The 25,793-nt window shown below is 61.4% G+C and carries 28 protein-coding genes; 21 read left to right on the top strand and 7 right to left on the bottom strand.

Going from position 1 to position 25,793, the window contains the following annotated elements:
* Positions 1-15: 15 nt before the first annotated feature.
* The 7 genes from LOY52_RS11525 (at position 16) to LOY52_RS11495 (ending at position 5,333) form a co-directional block, all read left to right on the top strand.
* Complete coding sequence (locus LOY52_RS11525) at positions 16-606, top strand: amino acid synthesis family protein (protein ID WP_065616192.1); 591 nt, start codon at positions 16-18, stop codon at positions 604-606.
* Between the two features lie 30 nt (positions 607-636).
* On the top strand, positions 637-1,470 hold the full coding sequence (locus LOY52_RS11520) for an alpha/beta fold hydrolase (RefSeq protein ID WP_258679545.1): 834 nt from the start codon (positions 637-639) through the stop codon (positions 1,468-1,470).
* The gene (locus LOY52_RS11515) at positions 1,467-2,948 is read left to right on the top strand and encodes an aldehyde dehydrogenase (protein ID WP_258679544.1); all 1,482 of its coding nucleotides are present in this window, start codon (positions 1,467-1,469) and stop codon (positions 2,946-2,948) included. Before LOY52_RS11520 ends, LOY52_RS11515 begins: the two co-directional genes overlap by 4 nt.
* Positions 2,949-2,960: 12 nt before the next feature.
* Positions 2,961-3,446, top strand: a complete 486-nt coding sequence (locus LOY52_RS11510) for a flavin reductase family protein (protein ID WP_258679543.1) — start codon at positions 2,961-2,963, stop codon at positions 3,444-3,446.
* 121 nt (positions 3,447-3,567) lie between these two features.
* On the top strand, positions 3,568-3,957 hold the full coding sequence (locus LOY52_RS11505) for a carboxymuconolactone decarboxylase family protein (protein ID WP_258679855.1): 390 nt from the start codon (positions 3,568-3,570) through the stop codon (positions 3,955-3,957).
* Positions 3,958-4,015: 58 nt separating this feature from the next.
* On the top strand, positions 4,016-4,768 hold the full coding sequence (locus LOY52_RS11500) for a GntR family transcriptional regulator (RefSeq protein WP_007968636.1): 753 nt from the start codon (positions 4,016-4,018) through the stop codon (positions 4,766-4,768).
* A gap of 1 nt (position 4,769) precedes the next feature.
* On the top strand, positions 4,770-5,333 hold the full coding sequence (locus tag LOY52_RS11495) for an NUDIX hydrolase (RefSeq protein ID WP_095136393.1): 564 nt from the start codon (positions 4,770-4,772) through the stop codon (positions 5,331-5,333).
* A gap of 138 nt (positions 5,334-5,471) precedes the next feature.
* On the opposite strand, the gene LOY52_RS11490 is transcribed toward LOY52_RS11495, so the two are convergent.
* The gene (locus tag LOY52_RS11490) at positions 5,472-5,765 is read right to left on the bottom strand and encodes a DUF1330 domain-containing protein (protein WP_258679542.1); all 294 of its coding nucleotides are present in this window, start codon (positions 5,763-5,765) and stop codon (positions 5,472-5,474) included.
* Between the two features lie 69 nt (positions 5,766-5,834).
* Between LOY52_RS11490 and ribBA the strand changes: the two genes are divergently transcribed.
* From ribBA to LOY52_RS11465, 5 genes are all read left to right on the top strand, one after another.
* Positions 5,835-6,944: a bifunctional 3,4-dihydroxy-2-butanone-4-phosphate synthase/GTP cyclohydrolase II gene (ribBA, locus tag LOY52_RS11485; RefSeq protein WP_258679541.1), complete on the top strand. Its 1,110-nt coding sequence runs from the start codon at positions 5,835-5,837 to the stop codon at positions 6,942-6,944.
* A gap of 331 nt (positions 6,945-7,275) precedes the next feature.
* Positions 7,276-8,301, top strand: a complete 1,026-nt coding sequence (locus LOY52_RS11480) for an ABC transporter substrate-binding protein (protein WP_258679540.1) — start codon at positions 7,276-7,278, stop codon at positions 8,299-8,301.
* On the top strand, positions 8,298-9,212 hold the full coding sequence (locus LOY52_RS11475; RefSeq protein WP_258679854.1) for an ABC transporter permease: 915 nt from the start codon (positions 8,298-8,300) through the stop codon (positions 9,210-9,212). The genes LOY52_RS11480 and LOY52_RS11475 overlap by 4 nt, the downstream gene beginning before the upstream one ends.
* A gap of 6 nt (positions 9,213-9,218) precedes the next feature.
* Positions 9,219-10,028, top strand: a complete 810-nt coding sequence (locus LOY52_RS11470; RefSeq protein ID WP_025111627.1) for an ABC transporter permease — start codon at positions 9,219-9,221, stop codon at positions 10,026-10,028.
* A 17-nt stretch (positions 10,029-10,045) separates the two neighbouring features.
* Entirely contained in the window at positions 10,046-11,200 is a 1,155-nt protein-coding gene (locus tag LOY52_RS11465; protein WP_258679539.1) for an ABC transporter ATP-binding protein, read from the top strand.
* 112 nt (positions 11,201-11,312) lie between these two features.
* Here LOY52_RS11465 and map read toward each other — a convergent pair whose 3' ends face one another.
* From map to LOY52_RS11450, 3 genes are read right to left on the bottom strand one after another with little or no spacing between them, the layout of a single operon-like run.
* Positions 11,313-12,104, bottom strand: coding sequence for a type I methionyl aminopeptidase (map, locus tag LOY52_RS11460; RefSeq protein WP_258679538.1), 792 nt, complete (start codon positions 12,102-12,104; stop codon positions 11,313-11,315).
* Positions 12,101-12,328: a ParD-like family protein gene (locus LOY52_RS11455; RefSeq protein WP_025111624.1), complete on the bottom strand. Its 228-nt coding sequence runs from the start codon at positions 12,326-12,328 to the stop codon at positions 12,101-12,103. The genes map and LOY52_RS11455 overlap by 4 nt, the downstream gene beginning before the upstream one ends.
* 36 nt (positions 12,329-12,364) lie before the next feature.
* Complete coding sequence (locus tag LOY52_RS11450) at positions 12,365-12,643, bottom strand: hypothetical protein (RefSeq protein WP_258679537.1); 279 nt, start codon at positions 12,641-12,643, stop codon at positions 12,365-12,367.
* 114 nt (positions 12,644-12,757) lie between these two features.
* Here LOY52_RS11450 and LOY52_RS11445 point away from each other — a divergent pair, with 114 nt between their 5' ends.
* Positions 12,758-13,693, top strand: coding sequence for a Ppx/GppA family phosphatase (locus tag LOY52_RS11445; RefSeq protein ID WP_258679536.1), 936 nt, complete (start codon positions 12,758-12,760; stop codon positions 13,691-13,693).
* A gap of 125 nt (positions 13,694-13,818) precedes the next feature.
* Here LOY52_RS11445 and metE read toward each other — a convergent pair whose 3' ends face one another.
* Positions 13,819-16,107, bottom strand: a complete 2,289-nt coding sequence (metE, locus tag LOY52_RS11440) for a 5-methyltetrahydropteroyltriglutamate--homocysteine S-methyltransferase (RefSeq protein ID WP_258679853.1) — start codon at positions 16,105-16,107, stop codon at positions 13,819-13,821.
* 392 nt (positions 16,108-16,499) lie between these two features.
* Here metE and LOY52_RS11435 point away from each other — a divergent pair, with 392 nt between their 5' ends.
* The 5 genes from LOY52_RS11435 to LOY52_RS11415 all read left to right on the top strand — a co-directional run bounded on the left by LOY52_RS11435 (position 16,500) and on the right by LOY52_RS11415 (position 21,104).
* Positions 16,500-17,876, top strand: coding sequence for a cystathionine beta-synthase (locus tag LOY52_RS11435; RefSeq protein WP_225135284.1), 1,377 nt, complete (start codon positions 16,500-16,502; stop codon positions 17,874-17,876).
* Positions 17,873-19,045, top strand: coding sequence for a cystathionine gamma-synthase (locus tag LOY52_RS11430; protein WP_258679535.1), 1,173 nt, complete (start codon positions 17,873-17,875; stop codon positions 19,043-19,045). Before LOY52_RS11435 ends, LOY52_RS11430 begins: the two co-directional genes overlap by 4 nt.
* A gap of 531 nt (positions 19,046-19,576) precedes the next feature.
* Positions 19,577-20,263: a hypothetical protein gene (locus LOY52_RS11425; RefSeq protein WP_258679534.1), complete on the top strand. Its 687-nt coding sequence runs from the start codon at positions 19,577-19,579 to the stop codon at positions 20,261-20,263.
* A gap of 184 nt (positions 20,264-20,447) precedes the next feature.
* The gene (locus tag LOY52_RS11420) at positions 20,448-20,762 is read left to right on the top strand and encodes a hypothetical protein (RefSeq protein ID WP_134786611.1); all 315 of its coding nucleotides are present in this window, start codon (positions 20,448-20,450) and stop codon (positions 20,760-20,762) included.
* Positions 20,763-20,795: 33 nt separating this feature from the next.
* Positions 20,796-21,104 (top strand): YecR-like lipofamily protein, encoded by a 309-nt coding sequence (locus LOY52_RS11415; RefSeq protein ID WP_258679533.1) that lies wholly within the window; start codon positions 20,796-20,798, stop codon positions 21,102-21,104.
* Position 21,105: 1 nt separating this feature from the next.
* Here the strand turns inward: LOY52_RS11415 and LOY52_RS11410 are convergent, their stop codons facing one another.
* Positions 21,106-22,731, bottom strand: coding sequence for a hybrid sensor histidine kinase/response regulator (locus tag LOY52_RS11410; RefSeq protein ID WP_258679532.1), 1,626 nt, complete (start codon positions 22,729-22,731; stop codon positions 21,106-21,108).
* A gap of 113 nt (positions 22,732-22,844) precedes the next feature.
* Here LOY52_RS11410 and LOY52_RS11405 point away from each other — a divergent pair, with 113 nt between their 5' ends.
* Positions 22,845-23,459 carry a response regulator transcription factor gene (locus LOY52_RS11405; protein ID WP_258679531.1) on the top strand — a complete coding sequence of 205 codons (615 nt, stop codon included), beginning with the start codon at positions 22,845-22,847 and terminating at the stop codon, positions 23,457-23,459.
* A gap of 54 nt (positions 23,460-23,513) precedes the next feature.
* Positions 23,514-23,708, top strand: coding sequence for a PLD nuclease N-terminal domain-containing protein (locus tag LOY52_RS11400; RefSeq protein WP_027613057.1), 195 nt, complete (start codon positions 23,514-23,516; stop codon positions 23,706-23,708).
* A gap of 98 nt (positions 23,709-23,806) precedes the next feature.
* Here the strand turns inward: LOY52_RS11400 and LOY52_RS11395 are convergent, their stop codons facing one another.
* Positions 23,807-24,805, bottom strand: a complete 999-nt coding sequence (locus tag LOY52_RS11395; protein ID WP_258679530.1) for a bile acid:sodium symporter family protein — start codon at positions 24,803-24,805, stop codon at positions 23,807-23,809.
* Between the two features lie 85 nt (positions 24,806-24,890).
* Here LOY52_RS11395 and LOY52_RS11390 point away from each other — a divergent pair, with 85 nt between their 5' ends.
* Positions 24,891-25,679 (top strand): helix-turn-helix domain-containing protein, encoded by a 789-nt coding sequence (locus LOY52_RS11390; protein WP_258679529.1) that lies wholly within the window; start codon positions 24,891-24,893, stop codon positions 25,677-25,679.
* The last annotated feature ends 114 nt before the right edge of the window (positions 25,680-25,793 follow it).

Raw genomic sequence — 25,793 nt, 5'->3', positions numbered from 1 at the left:
CCTACGGAGCAGCTCATGAGTTTCGAAATTCGCAAGATCGTCAGCTATGTCGAAGAAACCTTCATCGAAGGTGGCAAGGCCACTGACAAGCCAGTGACCATGGTTGGCCTGGCCGTGGTGATGAAGAACCCGTGGGTCGGCAACGGCTTCGTCGAGGATCTGAAACCGCAGATCCGCGCCAACTGCTCCGACCTCGGCGCCATGATGGTCGAGCGTCTGGTGAGCATCATCGGCGGTGCCGAGAAGATCGAGGCGTACGGCAAAGCGGCAGTGGTCGGCGCCGACGGCGAGATCGAACACGCCTCGGCGGTGATCCACACCCTGCGCTTCGGCAACCACTACCGCGAGGCGGTCAAAGCTAAGAGCTACCTGAGCTTCACCAACAAGCGCGGCGGCCCGGGCACTTCGATCCAGATCCCGATGATGCACAAGGACGACGAAGGGCTGCGTTCGCACTACATCACCCTGGAAATGCAGATCGAAGACGCGCCGCGTGCCGACGAAATCGTCGTGGTGCTGGGTTGCGCCGACGGTGGCCGCCTGCACCCGCGCATCGGCAACCGCTACATCGATCTGGAAGAACTGGCCGCCGAAAAAGCCCAGTAATCACAATAAAAGGCATTGCAGGAGCGCTCCATGATTCGGCTCACCGCTGAACTCACCCCGGCTGGCACCAGTTACCTGGCGACCGGCCAAGGCCAGCCCGTGGTCTTGATCCACGGCGTGGGCCTGAACAAAGAAATGTGGGGCGGCCAGATCGTTGGCCTGTCTGCCCAATACCGGGTGATCGCCTACGACATGCTCGGCCATGGCGCCAGCCCGCGCCCGGCCAGCGGCACCGGCCTGCTCGGTTATGCCGATCAGTTGCTGGAGCTGCTCGATCACCTGAATCTGCTCCAGGCAGCGGTGATCGGTTTCTCCATGGGCGGGCTGGTGGCGCGGGCATTTGCCCTGCATTACCCGCAGCGCCTGCAAAGTCTGGTGGTGTTGAACAGCGTGTTCAACCGCAGCGAAGAGCAACGCGCCGGGGTTATCGCCCGTACCGCGCAGGCCGCTGAACACGGGCCGGATGCCAACGCCGAAGCGGCGCTGTCACGCTGGTTCAGCCGTGAATATCAGGCGGCCAACCCGGCGCAGATCGCAGCTATTCGTCAGACCCTGGCCGGCAACGACCCGCAGGGTTACCTGACCACCTACGAATTGTTCGCCACGCAGGACATGTACCGCGCCGACGACCTCGGCAGCATCCAGGCGCCGACGCTGATCGCCACCGGCGAACTCGACCCCGGCTCCACCCCGGAAATGGCCGAGCAACTGGCCCGGCGCATTCCCGGTGCGAAGGTTGCGGTGCTGCCCGAGCAACGGCATATGATGCCGGTAGAGTCGCCGCGCCTGGTCAACCAGACGCTGCTGGAATTTCTCGACGACGCACACTCCCGACAAAACCATATAAAGGGGATCGTTGCATGACACTCGCACGCTTCCAGATGTGCATCGGCGGAGAATGGGTCGACGCCCTCTCCGGCAAGACTTTCGAAAGCCTCAACCCGGCCAGCGCGCAAGCCTGGGCCGAACTGCCTGACGCCGGTGAAGCCGACGTCGAACGCGCCGTGCAAGCGGCGCAGACGGCTTTCGACAGCCCGGCCTGGCGCGGCCTCACCGCCACCGCACGCGGCAAACTGCTGCGCCGTCTCGGCGACCTGATCGCAGAAAACAAGGAACAACTGGCGCAGCTGGAAAGCCGCGACAACGGCAAACTGATCCGCGAAACCCGTGGTCAGGTCGGCTATCTGCCGGAGTTCTTCCACTACACCGCAGGCCTGGCCGACAAGCTCGAAGGCGGCACCCTGCCGCTGGATAAGCCCGACCTGTTTGCCTACACCGTGCACGAGGCGATGGGTGTGGTCGCCGCGATCATTCCGTGGAACAGCCCGCTGTACCTGACCGCGATCAAACTGGCCCCGGCCCTCGCCGCCGGCAACACCATTGTGATCAAGCCGTCCGAGCACGCCTCGGCAACCATCCTTGAGCTGGCACGTCTGGCCCTCGAAGCCGGGATTCCGCCGGGTGTGGTCAATGTTGTCACCGGTTACGGGCCGAGCACCGGCGCCGCCCTCACCCGCCATCCGCTGATCCGCAAGATCGCCTTCACCGGCGGCGCGGCCACGGCCCGGCACGTGGTGCGCAGCAGCGCCGAAAACTTCGCCAAGCTGTCGCTGGAACTCGGCGGCAAATCGCCGAACATCATCTTCGCCGACGCCGATCTGGACAGCGCGATCAACGGCGCCATCGCCGGGATCTACGCCGCCTCGGGCCAGAGCTGCGTATCCGGCTCACGCCTGCTGGTGCAGGACGAAATCTACGAAGAGTTCGTCAACCGCCTGGTCGAACGTGCCCAGCGCATCCGTATCGGCAACCCGCAGGAAGACCACAGCGAAATGGGTCCGATGGCCACCGCGCAGCAATTGGCGGTGGTCGAAGGTCTGGTGGCTGACGCTATTGCTGAAGGCGCGCGGTTGCGCACCGGCGGCAAGCGACCCACCGATCTGGGTGACGGCTGGTTCTACGAGCCGACGCTGTTCGAGTGCGACCGCAACTCGATGAAGATCATGCAGGAAGAAGTCTTCGGCCCGGTGGCATCGGTGATTCGCTTCAAAGATGAGGCCGAAGCGCTGGCGATCGCCAACGACTCGCAATTCGGCCTCGCCGCCGGCATCTGGACCCGCGATCTGGGTCGCGCCCATCGCCTGGCGCGGGATGTGCGTTCGGGAATCATCTGGGTCAACACCTACCGCGCGGTGTCGGCGATGGCGCCGATCGGCGGCTTCAAGAACAGTGGCTATGGACGCGAAAGCGGCATCGATTCGGTGCTGGCCTACACCGAATTGAAAACGGTGTGGATCAATCTCTCTCAGGCGCCGATGCCTGATCCGTTTGTGATGCGCTAGGAGTCCTGCGACATGATCGAACCCGGCATTTACAAAGACGTCATGAGCTCGTTTCCGTCCGGGGTCACGGTGGTCACCACCCTCGACCCGGAGGGCGCCATCGTCGGCATCACCGCCAGCGCCTTCAGTGCGCTGTCGATTGATCCGGCGCTGGTGCTGTTCTGCCCCAACTACGCTTCCGACACCTACCCGGTGCTGCGCGACAGCAAGAAATTCGCGATCCATTTGCTGTCCGCCGACCAGACCGCCGAGGCCTACGCCTTCGCCGGTAAAGGCAAGGACAAGGCTAACGGCATCGAATGGCATTTGAGCGAACTGGGTAACCCGATCCTCGCCAAGGCCACGGCGATCATCGAGTGTCAGTTGTGGCGTGAATACGATGGTGGTGATCACGCGATCATTGTCGGCGCGGTGAAGAACCTGATCCTGCCCGAGCAACCGGTGACGCCGATGATTTATCACAAGGGCAAGCTCGGGCCGTTGCCACCCTTGGCCTGATGGATAAACACAATCCCTGTAGGAGCTGCCGCAGGCTGCGATCTTTTGACTTTGATTTTTACAAGCAAGATCAAAAGATCGCAGCCTGCGGCAGCTCTTACAGGGGGGAATTGGAGGCATGATGATTAACGAAAAGTACGAAAAAGGCCTGAAGATCCGCACCCAGGTGCTGGGCGAAGCCTATGTGCAGCGCTCGATCGAGAACGCCGACGACTTCACCCGCCCGCTGCAGGAAATGGTCACCGAATATTGCTGGGGCCATGTCTGGGGGCGCGAGGGTTTGTCGCTCAAGGAGCGCAGCATGATCAACCTGGCGATGATCTCGGCGCTCAACCGCCCGCACGAACTCAAGCTGCATGTGCGCGGCGCCTTGCGTAACGGCCTGAGTCGTGAGCAAATACGCGAAATTCTGCTTCAGGTCGGTATTTATTGCGGCGTCCCGGCAGCCGTGGACAGTTTCCGGCTCGCCCGTGAAGCCTTCGCCGAAGCCGACGCCGAGGCCTCCAGTTAACCCCTCGGCTGTTTAGATGCCCGTCTGGCATGGACAGCCAACTTCAAGAGCGGACCCCATGAAACGCCAGCCACTCGACGACAGCTTCAAGGTCAATCGCAACCCCGTTACCCTGCGCGAAATCGTGCTGGATAAACTGCGCAGCGCGATCATGAATTTCCAGCTCATGCCCGGCGATCGTCTGGTCGAACGCGATCTGTGCGATCGCCTCGGTGTCAGCCGCACATCGGTGCGCGAAGCCCTGCGTCACCTGGAGTCTGAAGGCCTGGTCGAGTTCGCCGATGCCAAAGGCCCACGGGTGGCGATCATCACCCTCGCCGATGCAGTCGACATCTATGAGCTGCGCTGCGTGCTCGAAGGCCTGATCGTCCAGCTGTTCACCCTGCGTGCCAAGGCCAAGGACATCAAGGCCCTGGAAAAAGCCCTCGACGAGAACCGCAAGGCGCTCAAGGACGGCGAACTGCAGCAGGTGATCGACTCGGTACAGGGCTTCTACGACGTGCTGCTCGAAGGCTCGGGCAACCACGTTGCGGCCACTCAATTGCGCCAGTTGCAGGCGCGCATCAGCTACCTGCGGGCGACCTCGGTGTCCCAGGAAAACCGGCGCGGCGCGAGTAACCACGAGATGGAAAAAATGGTTGAGGCGATCAAGAGCGGCGATCCACTGGCGGCGCATCAGGCCTGCGTCGATCACGTACGCGCGGCCGCCGCCGTGGCCCTCGACTACCTCAAGCGCAAACAGGAAGAGACCGGCGCCACGCCGAACATCACCCTGCCGATCGCGCTGAAAGAACCGCGCATAGGTCACTGACATGTTCAGCCCGAGCTTTTGCCCGAAATGCGGTGGCCCTGACCTCGGTCAGCAGGTACCGCCGGGCGATACGCACGAGCGCCTGATGTGCCGCGGTTGCGGCTACATCCACTACGTCAATCCGAAGATCATCGCCGGCTGCATCATCGAGCAGGACGGCAAATACCTCTTGTGCCAACGGGCGATCCCACCGCGCCCGGGCACCTGGACCCTGCCCGCCGGCTTCATGGAAAGCGGCGAAACCACCGAGCAGGCGGCGCTGCGTGAAGTCTGGGAAGAAAGCGGCGTGCGCGCGGAAATCGTCTCGCCGTATTCGATTTTCAGCGTGCCGAAGATCAGCGAGGTGTACATCATCTTCCGCGCCATCGCGCTGGAGATCACCGGGCAGTTCGGCCCTGAGACCATGGACTACAAGTTCTTCGCCCCCGAGGACATTCCGTGGGAGCAGATCTATTACCCGGCGATCCGGCAGATTCTCGAGCGCTATATCGAGGAGCGTCAGGCCGGGGTGTATGGGATCTACATGGGCAATGATGACAGCGGCAAGATCCACTTTATCCGCTGATCACATCCCACCCTGCCGGTGCCCCATATTCCCTCACACCCCAAAATCCCTGTAGGAGCTGCCGCAGGCTGCGATCTTTTGATCTTGTTTTTAGAATCAACATCAAAAGATCGCAGCCTGCGGCAGCTCCTACAGGGGTTACGGCGCCAGGCCCTCGACGATGATGATTTCTGCCCTCGCCCATTCCTCGCGATAACGTTTCGCCTTCTGATACGCCGCCGAGTGGTAGCACGCCAGCGCCTGCTCGTAGCTCTCGAATTCGATCACCACGCTACGCTGAGGAGTAGCCCTGCCCTCCAGCGCTTCGCTGCGTCCGCCCCGGGCCAGAAATTTCGCGCCGAACGCGGCGAAGGCTGCCGGTGCGCGCTGGGTGTATTGGCTGTAGTGCTCGGCATCGTCGACATCCACGTGGGCAATCCAGTACGCCTTCATAGTGACCTCTTTGTTGATTTTGTATTATGGTATACCAATATTATTTGCAACCAACCCTGAGAGTCCAGCATGGCCTTCAACAGCATCGAAGAAATCCTCGAAGATTATCGCCTCGGCAAAATGGTCCTGCTGGTCGATGACGAAGATCGGGAAAACGAAGGCGACCTGCTGCTGGCCGCCGACTGCTGCACGCCCGAGACCATCAGCTTCATGGCCCGTGAAGCGCGCGGGTTGATCTGCCTGACGTTGACCGACGAACACTGCCAACGCCTGGGCCTTGAGCAGATGGTGCCGAGCAATGGCAGCGTGTTCAGCACCGCGTTTACCGTGTCGATTGAAGCGGCGGTCGGCGTGACTACTGGCATTTCTGCGGCTGACCGCGCGCGGACGGTCGCGGCTGCCGTGGCCAAAGACGCCCGCGCCGAAGACCTCGTGCAGCCTGGGCACATCTTCCCGCTGCGCGCCAAGGAAGGCGGCGTGCTGACCCGCGCCGGCCACACCGAGGCTGGCTGCGACCTCGCCCGCCTCGCCGGTTTCACCCCGGCCTCGGTGATCGTCGAGGTGATGAACGACGACGGCACCATGGCCCGGCGTCCGGATCTGGAAATGTTCGCGCGCAAGCACGGGATCAAGATCGGCACCATCGCCGACCTGATCCACTATCGACTCAGCACCGAGCACACCATCGAACGTATCGGCGAACGCGAGCTGCCGACGGTGCATGGCACCTTCCGCTTGATCACTTTCGAAGATCGCATTGAGGGTGGCGTGCATATGGCGATGGTGATGGGCGATCTGCGCCGCGAGGAACCGACGCTGGTGCGCGTGCATGTGATCGATCCGCTGCGTGATCTGGTCGGCGCCGAGTACAGCGGGCCAAGCAACTGGACGCTGTGGGCGGCGTTGCAACGGGTCGCGGCGGAAGGTCATGGCGTTGTGGTGGTGCTGGCCAATCATGAATCGTCGCAGGCGTTGCTCGAGCGCGTGCCGCAATTGACTCAGCCGCCTAGGCAGTTCAGCCGTTCGCAATCGCGGATTTATTCGGAGGTGGGCACCGGGGCGCAGATTCTGCAGAACCTGGGGGTGGGCAAGCTGCGGCATCTGGGGCCGCCGCTCAAATATGCCGGGTTGACCGGGTATGACCTGGAGGTGGTGGAGAGCATCCCCTTCACCGAATAACTCCCAGACACAGGTGATTTCCTGTGGCGAGGGAGCTTGCTCCCGCTGGACTGCGCAGCAGGCCTCAGCTCTTTAGAAATGCCAGGGTCGCTTCGCAACCCAGCGGGAGCAAGCTCCCTCGCCACAATTCTTTACCTATCGAAAATCCTTCAGCGGTCAAAAAAACAGCTTCGCCAGATAACCGGTAAGGCAAAGTGCTTGCACAAAGTTTGGAATACCATAATATGATATTCCATAGACCGGACGATCTGAAAAACCGTCCTGCTACTGCTCCCGACAGGCGGGCAACAACGCAAAGCCCGCTCAAAAACACAACAATGAGGGCGTGAAAATGGTGTTGAACAAAGCTGCAACCGCAATATTTCTTGCGGGACTGCTGAGCGTGACCGGCCAGGCTGCAATGGCCGCCGAAAGCGTGAACTTCGTCAGCTGGGGCGGTAGCACCCAGGATGCGCAGAAACAGGCCTGGGCCGATCCGTTCAGCAAGGCCAGCGGCATCACCGTGGTGCAGGACGGCCCGACCGACTACGGCAAACTCAAGGCCATGGTCGAAAGCGGCAACGTGCAATGGGACGTGGTCGATGTCGAAGCCGATTTCGCCCTGCGCGCCGCCGCTGAAGGCCTGCTCGAACCCCTCGATTTCAAAGTCATCCAGCGCGACAAGATCGACCCGCGTTTCGTCAGCGACTACGGCGTCGGCTCGTTCTTCTTCTCCTTCGTCCTCGGCTACAACGAAGGCAAGCTCGGCGCTGCCAAGCCGCAAGACTGGACCGCGCTGTTCGACACCAAGACCTACCCCGGCAAACGCGCCCTGTACAAATGGCCGAGCCCCGGCGTGCTCGAACTGGCGCTGCTGGCCGACGGCGTAGCGGCTGACAAGCTCTACCCGCTGGATCTGGATCGCGCCTTCAAGAAACTCGACACCATCAAGAAAGACATCGTCTGGTGGGGCGGCGGCGCGCAGTCGCAGCAACTGCTGGCCTCCGGTGAAGCGAGCATGGGCCAGTTCTGGAACGGCCGGATTCACGCCCTGCAGGAAGACGGCGCACCCGTCGGTGTGAGCTGGAAACAGAACCTGGTCATGGCCGACATTCTGGTGATTCCAAAAGGCTCGAAAAACAAGGACGCGGCGATGAAGTTTCTGGCCAACGCCAGCAGTGCCAAAGGCCAGGCCGACTTCTCCAACCTGACCGCCTACGCCCCGGTCAACGTCGACAGCGTGGCGCGCCTGGACTCGGTGCTGGCCCCGAACCTGCCGACGGCTTACGCCAAGGATCAGATCACTCTTGATTTCGCGTACTGGGCCAAGAACGGTCAAGCCATCGCGACACGGTGGAACGAATGGCTGGTCAAATGAAAATGGCGGCCACTGCGCCCCGTCCTGCAACGGTGACCGGGAGCGCCACCGGCGTTGCTGGCTCGCCCTCCTCCCTCAGACAACGCTGGAAAGGTGCCGGCAATCTCACCCCGGCACTATTGTTCCTCGGTTTATTCTTCCTGGCGCCGTTGATTGGCCTGCTGTTGCGCGGCGTGCTCGAACCTACCCCGGGCCTTGGCAACTATGAACAACTGTTCGCCAACTCGGCGTATGCGCGGGTGCTGCTCAACACCTTCTCGGTGGCCGGGCTGGTGACGATTTTCAGCCTGTTGCTGGGCTTTCCACTGGCCTGGGCGATCACCCTGGTGCCGCGCGGCTGGGGCCGCTGGATCCTCAACATCGTACTGCTGTCGATGTGGACCAGCCTGCTCGCCCGCACCTATTCGTGGCTGGTATTGCTCCAGGCCTCGGGGGTGATCAACAAGGCTTTGATGGCGCTGGGCATCATCGATCAGCCGCTGGAAATGGTGCACAACCTGACCGGCGTGGTGATCGGGATGAGCTACATCATGATCCCGTTCATCGTCCTGCCGTTGCAGGCGACCATGCAGGCCATCGACCCGATGATTCTGCAGGCCGGTTCGATCTGCGGCGCCAGCCCGTGGACCAATTTCTTCCGGGTGTTCCTGCCGCTGTGCCGGCCGGGCCTGGCGTCTGGCGGGTTGATGGTGTTCGTGATGTCGCTCGGTTACTACGTCACCCCGGCGCTGCTCGGCGGGGCGCAGAACATGATGCTGCCGGAGTTCATCATTCAGCAGGTGCAATCGTTCCTCAACTGGGGCCTGGCCAGTGCCGGCGCCGCGTTGCTGATCGCGATCACGCTGGTGCTGTTCTACTTCTACCTGAAGCTTCAGCCGGAATCCCCGGTTGGCGCCAGCAACGCGAGGTAAGCCGAGATGCTCCTGACTCCCAATGCCATGAGCCGCCGGATGCGTTTCGGCTTGTATGCAACCACCGGGCTGATCGGTCTGTTCCTGCTGTTGCCGATCGTGTTCATCGTCCTGCTGTCGTTCGGCTCGTCGCAGTGGCTGGTGTTCCCGCCGCCGGGCTGGACGCTGAAATGGTACGGCCAGTTCTTCTCCAACGCCGACTGGATGAACGCTGCGGCAGCCAGCCTCAAGGTTGCCGTGCTGACCACGATCTGCGCCGTGGCCCTCGGTCTGCCAACCGCCTTTGCGTTGGTGCGCGGGCGTTTTCCCGGCCGGGAAATGCTCTACGGCCTGTTCACCCTGCCGATGATCGTGCCGCTGGTGATCATCGCCGTGGCGGTGTACGCGCTGTTTCTCAAGCTCGGTTACACCGGGACGATGTTTGCGTTCGTTGTCAGCCATGTGATCGTCGCGCTGCCGTTCACCATCATCTCGATCATCAACTCGCTGAAGCTGTTCGATCAGTCGATTGAAGACGCGGCGGTGATCTGCGGCGCCTCCCGCCTGCAAGCAGTGTTCAAGGTGACGTTCCCGGCGATCCGTCCGGGTATGGTCGCCGGCGCCCTCTTCGCCTTTCTGGTGTCGTGGGACGAAGTGGTGCTCAGCGTGATGATGGCCAGCCCGACCCTGCAAACCCTTCCCGTGAAAATGTGGACCACCCTGCGCCAGGACCTGACCCCGGTGATCGCCGTCGCTTCGACGCTGCTGATCGGCCTGTCGGTATTGGTCATGGTGATCGCCGCCGCGCTGCGCCGGCGCAACGAAATCAGCGCCTGAGCGCCCAGGAGTACGACATGAGTGCCGTGATCAAAGACGCATCCCAGCAGAACGACAAACCCCTGGTCAGCCTGCGCAATCTGAACAAGCACTACGGCGACTTTGCCGCCGTCGACAACATTTCGCTGGACATCAAGGACGGCGAGTTCCTGACCTTCCTCGGCTCCAGCGGCTCGGGCAAAAGCACCACGCTGTCGATGCTCGCCGGGTTCGAAACCCCCAGTAGCGGCGAGATCCTGGTCAACGGTCAGTCGCTGGTCAATGTGCCGCCGCACAAGCGCGACATCGGCATGGTGTTCCAGCGCTATTCGCTGTTCCCGCATCTGTCGGTGCGCGACAACATCGCCTTCCCGCTGGCGATCCGCAAACTCGCCGCCGCCGAGCGTGACAAACGCGTCGATGCGATGTTGAAACTGGTGCAGCTCGAACAATTCGCCCATCGCCGCCCTTCGCAACTCTCTGGCGGGCAACAGCAACGCGTTGCCATCGCCCGGGCGCTGGTCTACGAGCCACGCATTCTGCTGATGGACGAACCCCTCGGTGCGCTGGACAAAAAACTGCGTGAAGACTTGCAGGATGAACTGCGCCAGCTGCATCGGCGCCTGGGCATCACCATCGTCTACGTGACCCACGATCAGGAAGAAGCCATGCGCCTGTCGCAGCGCATTGCGATTTTCAGTCACGGCAAGATTGTTGGCCTGGGCAGCGGGTATGACCTGTATCAGAATCCGCCGAACGCGTTTGTCGCGTCGTTCCTCGGCAACTCGAACTTCCTCAAGCTCAAGGCGCAGGGCAATGCAGCGGCTTCGTTTGAAGGACAGTCATTGTCGATTCGTCTGACCGCTGGATTGCACACCGATCAGGATGTACTGCTGATGGTGCGCCCGGAAAAGGCGGTGGCGCTGAGTGTGCAACAGGCGAGCGACGAGCCGCTGGCAGCAGGTTGGAATGAGGTGTCGGCGCAGGTGGTGGAGGTGTTGTTTCTTGGCGAGAGCCAGACCTGCAGCGTGGTGACTTCGGGCGGTACTTCGATGACGGTGAAAGCGTTGTCCGCCGCCGGCATGCCGCTCAAGGCTGGCGACCCGGTGCGAGTGCGCTGGGCTACGGCGGACGCCTGTGTCTACACCGAATGGGCTGAAAGCGACCTCAACAAAGCCGCCGGTTCACACTGAGAATCCGTATAGGAGCTGCCGCAGGCTGCGATCTTTTGATTGTGCTTTTCAAAGATCAAAAGATCGCAGCCTGCGGCAGCTCCTACATGAGATTGCATTTCAACGGGGCCACTCAGTTGATCGGGGTGAATCCTTCGATCTCGTCCGGCCAGGCGGTGAGGATTTCGAAGCCTGTCTCGGTCACCGCGACCATATGTTCCCACTGCGCCGACAGCGAACCATCCTTGGTCAGCACCGTCCAGCCATCCGGCATGTTCTTCACATGGCGCTTGCCGGCATTGAGCATCGGCTCGACGGTGAAAATCATCCCCGCCTTGAGTTTCATGCCCTGATTGGGGAAACCGTAATGCAGGATCTGCGGCTCGTCGTGGTAAACCTTGCCGATGCCATGCCCGCAGTATTCACGCACCACACTGAAACCTTCTTTCTCCGCCAGGCTCTGGATCGCATGGCCGATGTCGCCCAATGTGGCGCCGGGGCGCACCATGCGGATACCCGCGCACATGGCGTCGTAAGTGGTGTTGATCAGGTGCTGCGCCTCAGGCGTCGTCTCGCCGACCACGTACATGCGGCTGGTGTCGCCGAACCAGCCATCCTTGAGCACCGCGATGTCGAGGTTGACGATGTCGCCGTCTTTCAGCGGTGTGCCCGACGGGATGCCGTGGCACACCACGTCGTTGACCGAAGCGCAGACGGTTTTCGGAAAACCGTGATAACCGACGTTGGCCGGAATCGCCTTCTGCACGTTGACGATGTAATCGTTGCACAACCGGTCCAGCTCATCGGTAGTCACCCCGGCCTTCACATGCGGCACCAGCATTGCCAGCACTTCGGCGGCGAGCTTGCCGGCAGCCCGCGACTGGGCGATTTCGGCGGGGGTATTGATCTTGATCTGGTTTCTCATGCGCTGACGGCTTCCTGAGTCAGTTGATGCAGATCCAGCCCGCCGTTCTGTTCGGCGCGGATCAGCAAGCGGCAAATGGCGCTGTGGTCGAGGTTGGGGTGCAGCTCGGCGAGCATGCCGATGCGCATCCAGTGCTCGGCCTGCGCGTTGATCGAGCGGCTGAGCGCGGTGCTGGAGATACGCAGGTTCTCGTGCATGTCTTCTGAAATCTTTACGATGCCCATATCCGAATCCGATACGAAGTGTATATGTAACGTATATTAGCCAACCCTCACGGACAATTGCAAATACACTCCGCAAACCTGCTGACATAACCCTGTAGGAGCTGCCGCAGGCTGCGATCTTTTGATCTTGCTTTTGTTTGTAAAAACCAAAATCAAAAGATCGCAGCCTGCGGCAGCTCCTACAGGGTTTGGTGTCGGTTTGGGGGAAACATGCCGAATTTCAGGCAAAAAAAAGCTGCCAGAAGAGGCAGCAAAAACTTTAAGAACACGCGATGTATTGGGGTCAGGATAGTCACCGGATAATGACAGAGTCATGACAGTCAACAATTCACCGAACCGCCCCTGCCCCGTCATCAGGATGTCATCAAGCGCATCGCAGAATCCTCGCAAACCGTCTTGAGCCTTCGACGGATGTTTGCAGGGATTCCCATGAAAGAAGACGCCTCGCTGTTTGCCGCTATCGACTTGGGCTCGAATGCGTTTCGCCTGATGATCGGCCAGTCGGTTCGCAGTCGAAAAGGCTTGATGATTCAGGAAGTCAAAACCCTGCGTGAACCGGTGCGACTGGCCGAAGGCTTCGACGGCGGTGCTCTGGACGAAATGGCACTGGATCGAGGTTGGCAGGCATTGGCGCGGTTCGGCAAGAAACTGCGCGGATTCGAGGCCGGCAAGGTGCGGGCAGTGGCAACCAGCGCGGTACGCGAGGCCGACAATGCGCAGTTGTTTCTGCACAGTGCCGAACGCCATCTGGGGTTTCGTATCGACGTCATTTCGGGCCATGAAGAGGCGCAACTGGTGTATGCCGGCGTCGCTCATTCGCTGCCAGATGCAGAAGACATGCGTCTGGTGGTCGACATCGGTGGTGGTTCCACCGAGCTGATTCTCGGCCAGGGTTCCCAACCGCTGCTCACCGAAAGCATCGCCATCGGCAGCGGCACCCTGGGCGCACACTATTTCCCTGACGGACGCATCGCGCCCGGCGCACTGCAAGAAGCCGAGCGCGTGGCGATCCTGCAATTCGAAAAAGTCGCCCGTCGCTATCGCGCGCAGGGCTGGCAGCAAACCATCGGCTCGTCGGGCACGGCGCGGATGCTGGCGAAAGTGCTCAAGGCCAATCGGCTCAATGACTTCGGCCAGGACGGCATTACCTATGGCGGACTGTTGCGTTTGTCGCTGTTGCTGCTGAAGGTGAAGAACGTCCAGCAATTGAAGCTGGCAGGCTTGCAGCCGCACCGCCAGAGCATCCTCCCTGGAGGGCTGGTGCTGATGTTGGCGGCGTTCAAGGTATTCGGCATTTCGCAGATGGCGCCGTCGGAACCGGGGCTACGCCTCGGTGTACTTCACGGCTTGATGAGCCGGCACTGACTGATCACTAATCCCATTGTGGGAGCGAGCCTGCTCGCGAAAGCGGTGTATCAGCGAAACATTATTCGACTGACACGCCGCCTTCGCGAGCAGGCTCCCTCCCACAGGGTTTCGTGCTTGTCTCCTCAGGCCAGTTCTTTGCGCAGTTGCCGGGCGGCGGCAACCATGTGCACCAGCGCCGCTTCAGTCTCCGGCCAGCCACGGGTTTTCAGACCGCAATCCGGGTTGACCCACAACCGCTCGGCCGGAACTCGCTGAGCCGCTTTGCGCAGAAGATCGGCCATCTCCGAAGCATCTGGAACGCGAGGCGAGTGGATGTCGTAGACGCCCGGGCCGATCTCGTTCGGGTAGTCGAATGCTTCAAAGGCATCGAGCAATTCCATGTCCGAGCGCGAGGTTTCGATGGTGATCACGTCGGCATCCATCGCCGCGATAGACTCGATCACATCGTTGAATTCGCTGTAGCACATGTGCGTGTGAATCTGCGTTTCGTCACGCACACCCGACGCGCACAAACGGAAAACTTCGGTGGCCCAGTCCAGATAGTGCTGCCATTGCGCGCGGCGCAGCGGCAGGCCTTCGCGGAATGCGGCTTCGTCGATCTGCACGATCTTGATCCCGGCGGCTTCCAGATCCACCACTTCATCACGGATCGCCAGCGCCAGCTGCCGTGCCTGCACTTCACGAGACACGTCTTCGCGGGGGAACGACCACATCAGCATGGTCACAGGTCCGGTCAGCATGCCTTTCATCACCTTGTCGGTCAGGCCCTGGGCGTAGCGAATCCAGTCCACGGTCATGGCGTGCGGGCGGCTCAGGTCGCCGAAGATCACCGCCGGTTTCACGCAACGCGAACCGTAGCTCTGCACCCAGCCGAAACGGGTGAACACGTAGCCGTCGAGTTGCTCGGCAAAGTACTCGACCATATCGTTGCGCTCGGCTTCACCGTGCACCAGCACGTCGAGGCCCAGTTGCTCCTGGATTTGCACGGCGTGACGGATCTCGCTGTACATGGCTTCGGTGTATTCGGCTTCGCTCAGTTTGCCTTGCTTGAACGACTGACGCGCCAGGCGGATCGACGCAGTTTGCGGGAACGAACCGATAGTGGTGGTCGGGAACAGCGGCAGATCTAGGCCGGCGCGCTGCTTGGCGATGCGCTGGGTAAACGGCGACTGGCGCTGGCTGTTTTGCGCGGTAATGGCCGCCACACGGGCCTGCACTGCCGGTTTGTGAATACGCGGCGAGGCGGCGCGGCTGGTCTGTACCGAGCGGCTTTGGGCCAACGCGCGGAGCACTTTCGGCGCCTCCGGCTCGTTGACCGCCTGCGCCAGCACGGCGACTTCTTCGCACTTCTGCACGGCAAACGCCAACCAGCTTTTCAGCTCGGCATCGAGCTGGTCTTCGCGGCCCAAATCCACCGGGCTGTGCAGCAGCGAGCAGGACGGCGCGACCCACAGCCGATCCCCCAGACGTTCATGCGCATGCTGCAACGTCGCCAGCGCATTTTCCAGATCGCAGCGCCAGACGTTGCGACCGTTGACCACACCCAACGACAGCACTTTGTAGGCCGGCAGGCGATCAAGGATGGTCGGATACTGTTCCGCTGCACGCACCAGATCGATGTGCAGGCCATCAACTGGCAGATTGGCGGCCAGGCCGAGGTTTTCTTCCAGACCACCGAAGTAGGTAGCGAGCAGTTTTTTCAGAGGATCACGCTGGATCTGGTTGTACGCACGCTCGAAAGCGTTCTTCCATTCCTGCGGCAGGTCGAGCACCAGAATCGGTTCGTCGATCTGCACCCATTCCACACCAAGGGCGGCGAGGCGCGCGAAGATCTGCCCGTACAGCGGCAGCAGGCGATCAAGCAATTCCAGCTTGTCGAACTCGGCGCCTTTGGCCTTGCCCAGCCACAGATAAGTCAGTGGGCCGATGATCACCGGTTTGACGCTATGCCCCAGTGCGCGGGCCTCTTCAACTTCTTCGAACAACTGTTCCCAGCCGAGCTGAAACTGTTGATCGGCGCTGAATTCCGGGACCAGATAATGGTAGTTGGTGTCGAACCACTTGGTCATTTCCTGCGCATGGGCACCGCCGCAGCAACTGTCGCTGACACCACGGGCCATGCCGAACAAGGTTTGCAGGCTGGCCTTGCCGTCATGCGGACGGAAGCGCTCGGGAACCACGCCGAACATCAGCGAATGGGTCAGCACCTGGTCGTACCAGGCGAAATCGCCTACCGGCAGCAGCTCGATGCCGGCGTTTTTCTGCAGGTCCCAGTGGGCCTTGCGTAATTCACGACCCACTTCACGCAGGCCGGCCTCGTTCAGTTCTCCTTTCCAGAACGCCTCTTGCGCTTTTTTCAGTTCGCGGTCGCGACCGATGCGCGGAAATCCGAGGGAATGGGCCAGTGCCATGACAAACAACTCCAATGTCTTGTTGATGGCGGTCATTGTCAGGATCGGGCACTAGTGAGACAAACTCATTTTAATCTTGATGATCACGAGTTTCTCTCATGATCAAATGTGAGCTGTTTTTCCGCTGAAAACACGGTTTGCCCTGCAGGATATTCATCCGCAGATCAAGCTGCAGGCGAAGCGCACGACGCCCTTTCAATACTCGATGGCGCCTTGATGTAAACCCTCTGAAACCGCGCCGTTACAGGCTGCGATTCTGTTCTATGGTTAGATCGAAATGGCTGGCGCAGCGGCTGGTTAAAGGTTGCGACAGATCATGTCTGAGCCTATGTTGCACGCGAGCTTTTCCCCGCGAATGGAACGCGATCAACACCACTACAAGAGGTGAAGAAATGTCAAAGGATTCACGCCCTGCCGTACTTGGGCTGATCGGCAATACGCCGCTGGTACAAGTTACCCGCTTCGATACCGGCCTCTGCACACTGTTTCTCAAACTGGAATCACAAAACCCCGGCGGCTCGATCAAGGACCGCGTCGGTCTGGCGATGATCGATGCCGCTGAACGCGACGGGCGCCTGCAACCGGGTGGCACCATCGTCGAGGCCACCGCCGGCAACACCGGTCTGGGTCTGGCGCTGGTCGGCCGGGCCAAAGGCTACCGCGTGGTGCTGGTAGTCCCGGACAAGATGTCCACCGAGAAAGTCCTGCACTTGAAAGCCATGGGTGCCGAAGTGCACATCACTCGCTCGGACGTCGGCAAGGGCCACCCCGAGTATTACCAGGACGTGGCCGCACGACTGGCGAAAGACATTCCCGGCGCGTTCTTCGCCGACCAGTTCAACAACCCCGCCAACCCGCTGGCACACGAGTGCAGCACCGCGCCGGAGATCTGGGCCCAGACCGAGCATGATCTGGACGCGATCGTGGTCGGCGTCGGTTCCGCCGGCACGCTGACCGGGCTGAGCCGCTTCTTCAAACGGGTACAGCCGGATCTGCAAATGGTCCTTGCCGACCCGGTGGGTTCGGTGATGGCTCAGTACAGCCGTGACGGCACCATGCCGACGCCCGGTTCGTGGGCGGTGGAAGGCATCGGCGAAGATTTCATTCCTTCGATCACCGACCTCACCAGCGTGCGCCACGCCTACTCGATCAGCGACGAAGAAAGCTTCGACCACGCCCGCCAGTTGCTGCGTGCCGAAGGCATTCTCGGTGGCTCGTCGACCGGCACCCTGCTCGCCGCCGCGCTGCGTTATTGCCGCGAACAGACCGAGCCGAAACGCGTGGTCAGCTTCGTCTGCGACACCGGCACGCGCTATCTGTCGAAGGTCTACAACGACCAGTGGATGACCGATCAGGGCCTGTTGCAGCGCAAACGCTATGGCGACCTGCGCGATCTGATCGCCCGGCGCTTCGAAGATGGCCGCGTGATCAGCGTCGGCCCCGACGACACCCTGCTGACCGCGTTCCAGCGCATGCGCCTGGCGGATGTTTCGCAATTGCCGGTGCTGGTTGAAGGCAAACAACTGGTCGGCGTGATCGACGAGTCGGACATCCTGCTGCCGGTGCACGAGGATGCCGCGCGCTTCAGTCAATCAGTCTCCAGCGTGATGACCGACAAATTGCAAACCCTCGCCCCCGGTGCCAACCTCGCCGAGCTGGAAGCGGTGCTCAGTCGCGGCCTCGTCGCGATCATCGCCGATGCTTCGGGCTTCCACGGCCTGATTACCCGCACCGACATGCTCAACCAATTACGGAGATCCCTCGCATGAGTCAGCACGACGATAAATCCCAAGGCTTCGCGACCCGGGTGATCCACGCCGGGCAAGCGCCGGACCCGACCACCGGCGCGCTGATGCCGCCGATCTACGCCAACTCGACGTACCTGCAAGACAGCCCCGGCGTGCACAAGGGCTTCGACTACGGGCGCTCGCACAACCCGACGCGTTTTGCCCTGGAGCGTTGCGTGGCGGATCTGGAAGGTGGCACCCGCGCCTTCGCGTTCGCTTCCGGGCTGGCGACGATTTCCACCGTGCTCGAACTGATCGATGCCGGCTCGCACGTGATCTCCGGCAATGACTTGTACGGCGGCACGTTCCGCCTGTTCGACAAGGTCCGTCAGCGCAGTGCCGGGCATCGCTTCAGCTACGTCGATCTGACTGACCTGGCGGCGTTCGAAGCGGCGCTGCAGGACGACACCCGTCTGGTGATTGTCGAGTCGCCGACCAACCCGCTGCTGAGCCTGTCGGATCTGGCCGCGATTGCGCGCATCTGCCGCGCACGCGGGATCATCAGCGTTGCCGACAACACCTTCGCCAGCCCGTACATTCAGCGCCCGCTGGAGCTGGGTTTCGACATCGTGCTGCACTCGACCACGAAGTACCTGAATGGTCACTCCGACGTGATCGGTGGTATCGCAGTGGTTGGGCAGAATGCCGAACTCGCGGACAAACTCGGCTTCCTGCAGAACGCGGTCGGCGCGATTTCCGGCCCGTTCGACGCGTTCCTGACCCTGCGCGGGGTCAAGACCCTGGCGCTGCGCATGGAGCGTCATTGCAGCAACGCGCTGGAACTGGCCAAGTGGCTGGAGCAGCAGCCGCAGGTCAAACGCGTCTACTACCCAGGCCTGCCGTCGCACCCGCAGCACGAGTTGGCCAAGCGGCAGATGCATGGTTTTGGCGGGATGATCTCGGTGGATCTGAACAGTGATCTGGAGGGCGCACGGCGCTTTCTGGAAAACGTGAAGATCTTCGCCCTGGCGGAGAGTCTGGGCGGCGTTGAAAGCCTGATCGAGCATCCGGCGATCATGACCCACGCGACCATTCCTGCTGAAACCCGCGCCAAACTGGGCATCGGCGACGGCCTGGTGCGTCTGTCAGTGGGGGTCGAAGATCTCGAAGACCTGCGCGCCGATCTGGCGTACGCGCTGAGCAAAATCTGACCCTGCAACAACGACAAAGCCCGCAGCAATGCGGGCTTTGGTGTTCGAGTAGGCGGCCAGTGCTGGTCTCTGGCTTACAAGGTTTATCGGGCCTCTCACAGTACAAAAGCAACCATGGAAAAAGAGCGGTGCTTTGCTGCCTCACACGGCATAAGGGCTGGATCTCAGCGCGGAGATCTTTCTAACCGTGTACCCTTCGGAACGCGCCCCACGTCCCCTTGCTATCCGCTTGCGCATCAGTCTGCGTCTTCGCCTACACCTTTGAGGCTAGCAAAATCCATCGAATGATGGTCAGGTGTTTTTAGACTGATTTCCTTCAAGCGCTCATGCGCAAGGAAGTTAACCGACTATCGCTTGCTCCCCCGGCCAGCCATGGCCCGTGTTTGACGATCTATACTTTTCAGTTCGCTATCGCGGTTTCATGCAATACGTCGACACCCGTGCGCGTTACCGTGCGCCCGTGCCAATCGCCAATCTGGTCAACCCCGGGCCAACGGAATGCTGTGTGGCTGATGGGTCGTGGAGAAAATCATGAAACACACGCTTTTATCAGGCGCCATTCTTGCGGTCGCGGCGACCGTGATGTTGCCACCGGTTTGGGCCGCGCAGCCGCAGGCGGTGGCCTCTGATGGTTCGGATCATGTGGGGGTCGGTGCAGTGGCTTCCGATGGTTCGGATCATGTCGGCGCTGGTGCAGTCGTCTCGGACGGTTCCGATCATGTCGGGGCCGGCGCGGTGGCCTCTGATGGTTCGGATCATGTCGGCGCTGGTGCAGTCGCCTCGGACGGTTCTGATCACGTTGGCGCTGGTGCAGTGGCGTCCGATGGTTCCGATCATGTCGGCGCTGGCGCTGTGGCCTCCGATGGCTCCGATCATGTCGGCGCTGGCGCAGTGGCCTCGGACGGCTCGGATCATGTCGGCGCTGGCGCTGTGGCCTCCGATGGCTCCGATCATGTCGGCGCTGGCGCTGTGGCTTCCGATGGCTCTGATCACGTCGGCGCTGGCGCTGTGGCTTCCGATGGCTCTGATCATGTCGGGGCCGGCGCAGTGGCTTCCGATGGGTCCGACCACGTCGGCGCCAATACCGTCGCCTCCGACGGCACCGACAGGGTCGGCGCCAACCGGTATGCCTACTCACGCGTCGGCGTCGGTTCTGATCGCGTCGCTTCGGCGCTGATGACCGGCAGCTATTCCGACCAGTTCAACTCTCCTCAGTAATCGGCGCGAGGCGACCCATTGGGTCGCCTCTCCCTCCGCGGCACTAGCACATTTGTGCTAATCGACCGCCCCGCCACCCGGCGTTATATTCCCTCGCAACCCCCGATGCTCCCCAACATTGCCGCTGTGCAGTGCGCGGGATCGTTGTGCCTGGAAATCAGAACAACACCAAGGAAGAAACACCATGAAACTGCATTCCAACCTTCTCAAAGTGGCGATCGTCAGCGCCCTGCTGCTTGGCGCCAGCGGCTGCCAGACCGCCAAACCCACCGAAGCCAGCATGAAAGAACGCGCCCAGACGGTCATCGGCAAACCGGTGTCGAAAATCGACAACATCCGCAGCGACAGCACCCTCACCTACTACACCGCGTATACGCCGGCCGGCGAGTACAACTGCGAGTTGCCCAGCGGCGCGATTATCGCCGTGGCGAGCATGGGCATCATGACCCCGCCGCTGTCCTGCCTGCCGAAAGGCGCCTCGCCGATTCCGTTTCAGTAATCCCTCATCCCCGGTAAAGGACTACGTTCCATCATGAAAATCCTGATTGCTTCTATCACCCTCACCGCCCTCGCGCTGAGCGGCTGCGCCACGCCCAAACAGTGGGAAGCCACCGGCGGCAGCAAGAACGACGGCGTGGTCCAGGTCTCCTACGAACTGGGCCAGTTCGAAAGCGGCCAGACCAACGCCGCACAAGGCCTGACTGTCGCCATGGAGCGCTGCAAGACCTGGGGCTACAAGAATGCCGAGGTGACCGGCTCGGAGAAAAACATCTGCCGCACCATGGGCCAGTTCAACTGCCTGCAAACCACCATCACACAAGACTACCTCTGCAAGCGTTGAGTCAAACCTGCTCGGCCGGCTCGGTTTGCCGGTCGCGCAGGCTGCGCAAGGTCGCGCGCAGCTCGGCCGGGCGTACCGGTTTGGACAGGATGGCAATTTGGCGGTCGTGCAAGGCCGCCTGTATTTTCTCGATGTCATGCCCGGTGATGATCATCGCCGGCACCGCAAAACCCCGCTGGCGCCGCACCTCGTCAATGCACTCGATACCCGTGGAATGCGTACCCAGATCGTAGTCGGCGACAATGATGTCGCAATCAGTGCGCAGATTCTCTCCGCTCAACTCGCCCTGCACCACGCAGCCCCAGCGCTCGAGCAGCGCCGAGGTTGCCAGCAAGACGTTGCGATCATCCTCTACCAGACACACCTTCAGCCCGGTCAACAGACCGGCCTGCCGCACATCGTCACGCATGGCCGGCAACTGCGGCGCCACGGCCGATGGCAAGCCATACAGGGAGACCGCCGTGCCACGCCCGAGCTGCGAGCGCAAGGCCACATCGACGCCGATCAACTGCCCCAGACGCTTGACGATCGACAGCCCGAGGCCGACGCCTTCCACGTCCTTGTCGCGCACCTGACGCACCCGATAAAACTCTTCAAATACTTTCGGCAGATGCTCCTCGGCAATGCCGTTGCCGCGGTCATAAACCACGATGGCCAGCCCGGTGCCGCGTTTGCGCACGCCGATCAGCACCGGGCGTTGCGCGCCGTACTTGAAGCAGTTGGAAAGCACGTTCTGCACCATGGTCGCGAGCAACGCCGGATCGCTCTGCACCCAGTATTGGCAGGGGCGCAGACGCAACTCCACGCCGGCCCAGCGCGCCGCCTCGGCGTTCTGGCGGATCAGGTCGGCCAGCCACTCGCCAAGATTGAACACTTGCAACCTCGGCAGGATGCGCCCGTTGTCGAGGGTGTAGAGGTCGAGAATCGAACGGAACAACTGGGAGACATTGAGCAGCGAACGGTCGATGTTGTCGACCAGTTGCCGCTCCTGCTCGCCCAGCCGCGACTCGCGCAGGCACGCGGTAAACAGGCCGATGGAGTGAATCGGCTGGCGCAGATCATGGCTGGCCTGAGCGAGAAACCGCGACTTTTCCAGATTGGCCGCGACCGCCTCTTCGGAGGCCTTGCGCGTACGCTCCAGCAGCAAGTGCGCGTAGAACGGAATCACCGTGCTGGTGAGCATCAACATCAGCACCATGTACGGTTGCGCCTGCCACACCGGCGTCAACCGATAGACCGCCAGCAACGCCAGCAGCGCCAACCCCGTGGCAATCGCCAGGTAGCGCGAGCCGTAGCGCATGCCATTACCGAGATTGACCCAGATGATCACCGCGTACAGCGGCAACGCCGCCTCACCGCCGAGCACCAGGCCGAAACAGGTGCCAGTGTAATCGTGGACCATGGCAAAAATCCGCCGCGCCGGGTAATGCCCCGGCCAGCGCGCAATAGCCTGGCGCAAGACAATCGACGCCAGCAGAAACAGCGCGATGTAGACCACCACCGGCAGATAGACATCGAAGCGCTGACCCGGCAAGACACCGAGCACGCAGATGTAAACCATGGCGATGCTGGCGATGATGATCCGCAGATTGGCCTGATCCAGCTCGGTGTTTTTCTCGAACTTCATGGGCAACGTCCTTGTGCGACAGTCGTCAGATTCAGCAGCGGTCGGCAGGCAATCTGCGTTTGCGGTGCTAAGGTGCATGCCGTAAACCACGCTGATCCAGGGAGGGTCACGTCATGACTTGCCGCATCATCATAGCCGACGATCACCCGTTGTTTCGCGAAGCCATGCGGCGCACCGTGCAGCGCCTGTTGCCCGAGGCGACTATCGAGGAGGCCGGCGATCTCGACGCCGTGCTGGCCTTGCTGCCCGCCGGCAGCGAGCCGGACACACTGATTCTCGACCTGCGCTTCCCCGGCCTGACCTGCATCAGCCAACTCGCCGAGTTGCGCCGAAAACTGCCGCGCACCACGCTGATTGTGGTGTCGATGGTCGACGACGAGGCATTGATCGGTGAGGTGATGGCGGCCGGCATCGACGGTTTCATCGGCAAGAACATCGCCCCGGATGAAATCGGCGAGGCGATTCTGGCGATCCGCGAAGGCGAAGTGCTGGTCAGGTTCGCCCCTTCCGGGCTGCTGCCGCTGGAGACCGGCACCGCCCTCACCCCGCGTCAGCAGGACGTGTTGCGGCTGATCGCCCAAGGCAAGACCAACAAGGAGATCGCCCGGGAACTGGATATTTCGCCGTTCACCGTGCGCATCCATGTGTCGTCGCTGTTGCGCACGCTCAACGTGCCGTCGCGGGCAGCCGCTGCGGTGAAATATTCGGGAGGCAGCGGCGCAATTTAAATGAACCCTGCGCGCTTGGGGTCACCTAACTGAAAGACCATCAGGAGGTAGCCCATGCAAATTGAACCCGTCTGGATCGTACTCGCCGTCGTTCTTGTAATCGTTGAATTGTGGGCGATCAACCGCGTGCGCAAGAGCGCAGGCAAAGGCAGCAACAAAGGCGTGTGGATTATCGCCATCGTGTTCGTACCGTTGTTTGGCCTGATTGCCTGGGCACTGGCCGGGCCGAAACACGTGACTCAGGATTGAGAAAAAGCCCCCTGTAGGAGCTGCCGCAGGCTGCGATCTTTTGACTTTCAAGATCAAAAGATCGCAGCCTGCGGCAGCTCCTACAGGGAATGCAGTGTTTATGGATCTACCTGTGCCATCAACTCCGGCACCGATTCCGGCCGTTTGGCATAGCGCTGCGCCAACACCGCGCAAACCATCAATTGAATCTGATGGAACAGCATCAGCGGCAGAATCAACACGCCAATCGTGCTGCCAGCAAACAACACCTGCGCCATCGGCACGCCGGTGGCCAGGCTCTTCTTCGAGCCGCAGAACAGAATGGTGATGCGGTCTTCCTGGCTGAAACCGAACGCCTTGCCGAGCAGGGTCGACGCCAACAGCACCAGCGCCAGCAGGATGCAGCAGACCACCACCAGCCCCAGCAGATCGACCACTGGAATCTGATGCCAGATTCCTTCGTTGACCGCCTCGCTGAATGCGCCGTACACCACCAGCAGAATCGAACCCTGATCAACAAACTTCAGCCAGTTCTTGTTACGCCCGACCCACGCGCCGATCCAGCGCCGAGCGATCTGCCCAGCAATGAACGGCAGCAGCAGTTGCACGCTGATCTTCAGAATCGCATCCAGGGTCGAGCCGCCGTCACCGTGCACGTTCAGCAACAGCGTCACCAGCAACGGCGTGAGAAAGATCCCGAACAGACTCGACGCCGCCGCGCTGCAGATCGCTGCCGGGATATTGCCGCGGGCCAGCGAGGTGAAGGCAATCGCCGACTGCACGGTGGCCGGCAACGCGCAGAGATACAGCATGCCCATGTACAGCTTGTCGCCAATCAGCGGCGACAGCAGCGGTTTCAGCGCCAGGCCGAGGATCGGGAACAGCACGAAGGTCAGGCTGAACACCAACAGGTGCAGGCGCCAGTGGCCGGCACCGGCGATGATCGATTCACGCGACAGTTTCGCGCCGTGGAGGAAAAACAGCAGCGCGATGGCGATGTTGGTCAGCCAGCCGAACCCGACCGCGACCTGACCGCTGGCCGGCAGGAAACTGGCCAGCAGCACGACGCCGATCAGGGTCAGGGTGAAGTTGTCGGGCAGGAGTCTTGGGCGAGTCATGGGCTTGTTCATCCGGGGGTTGCCAGTACGTGACTGCGACTCTAACGTGAGCAGGAATTACCGACTAACGCCGAAGAGCCAACAGATGCCGCCTAAAGGACACGAGAAAAGCTTCCGGCGCAGCATTCCCGGGTTGCCCAGCCTGCCCCGTGCGCTTTACGGGCGCACCGAATCGCTGCCCAATCGCGCACTGACCCGGCGTCACAGTCACCCGTGGGTGCAATTGTCGTACGCGATTCAGGGCGTGCTTGAGGTGCAGACCAGCGCCGGGCGTTTCGTTGCGCCACCGGAGCGCGCGGTGTGGATTCCGGCGGGCGTGCCGCATCGAGTGTTCAGCTCGCCACACACCGAAATGCGCAGCCTGTACATCGATTGCAGCGTGGCCGGCTGGGCGCTTGAGCGCTGTCATGTGCTGGGCGTCAGCGACCTGCTGCGCGAGCTGATCCGCGCGTTCAGTCTGGTTCCGGTGGAATACGACGAGAGCGGCGCGGATGGCCGCCTGGCCCAGGTGATCCTCGATCAACTGGCCGAGGCACCGCAGATCGACTTGATGCTGCCGCTGCCGCAGGACAGCCGTCTGCGACAGATCTATCAAAGCCTGGAGCAACATCCGGAACAGCAGACCACCCTGAACCATTGGAGCGAAAAATTCGGCGTCACTGAAAAGACCCTCAGCCGCCTGTTTTTACGCGACACCGGCCTGACCTTCCGCGCCTGGCGCCAGCGCTTGCGATTGTTGGGCGCGCTGACTCCGCTGGAACGTGGCGAACGCGTCACCGACGTGGCTCTGGCTTGCGGTTATGACTCCACCTCGGCGTTCATCGCGGCCTTTCGCCAACAGTTTGGCGAGACACCGGGAGAATTTTTTCGTTGAGTTTTGTCGATATTTATCGAATTAGCACATGCCATTCGGCAAAGTTCAGGGTAGAGTTTCGCCCATCGGTAATTCTTCACACGTTTCAACGATAACCATAATGACCCACCCCTT

Origin of the sequence: Pseudomonas sp. B21-051 (genome assembly GCF_024748795.1) — a bacterium.
GTDB lineage: Bacteria > Pseudomonadota > Gammaproteobacteria > Pseudomonadales > Pseudomonadaceae > Aquipseudomonas > Aquipseudomonas putida_A.
Note: the sequence above shows the minus strand (reverse complement) of the source record. Positions and strands in the feature narration are given on the sequence as shown.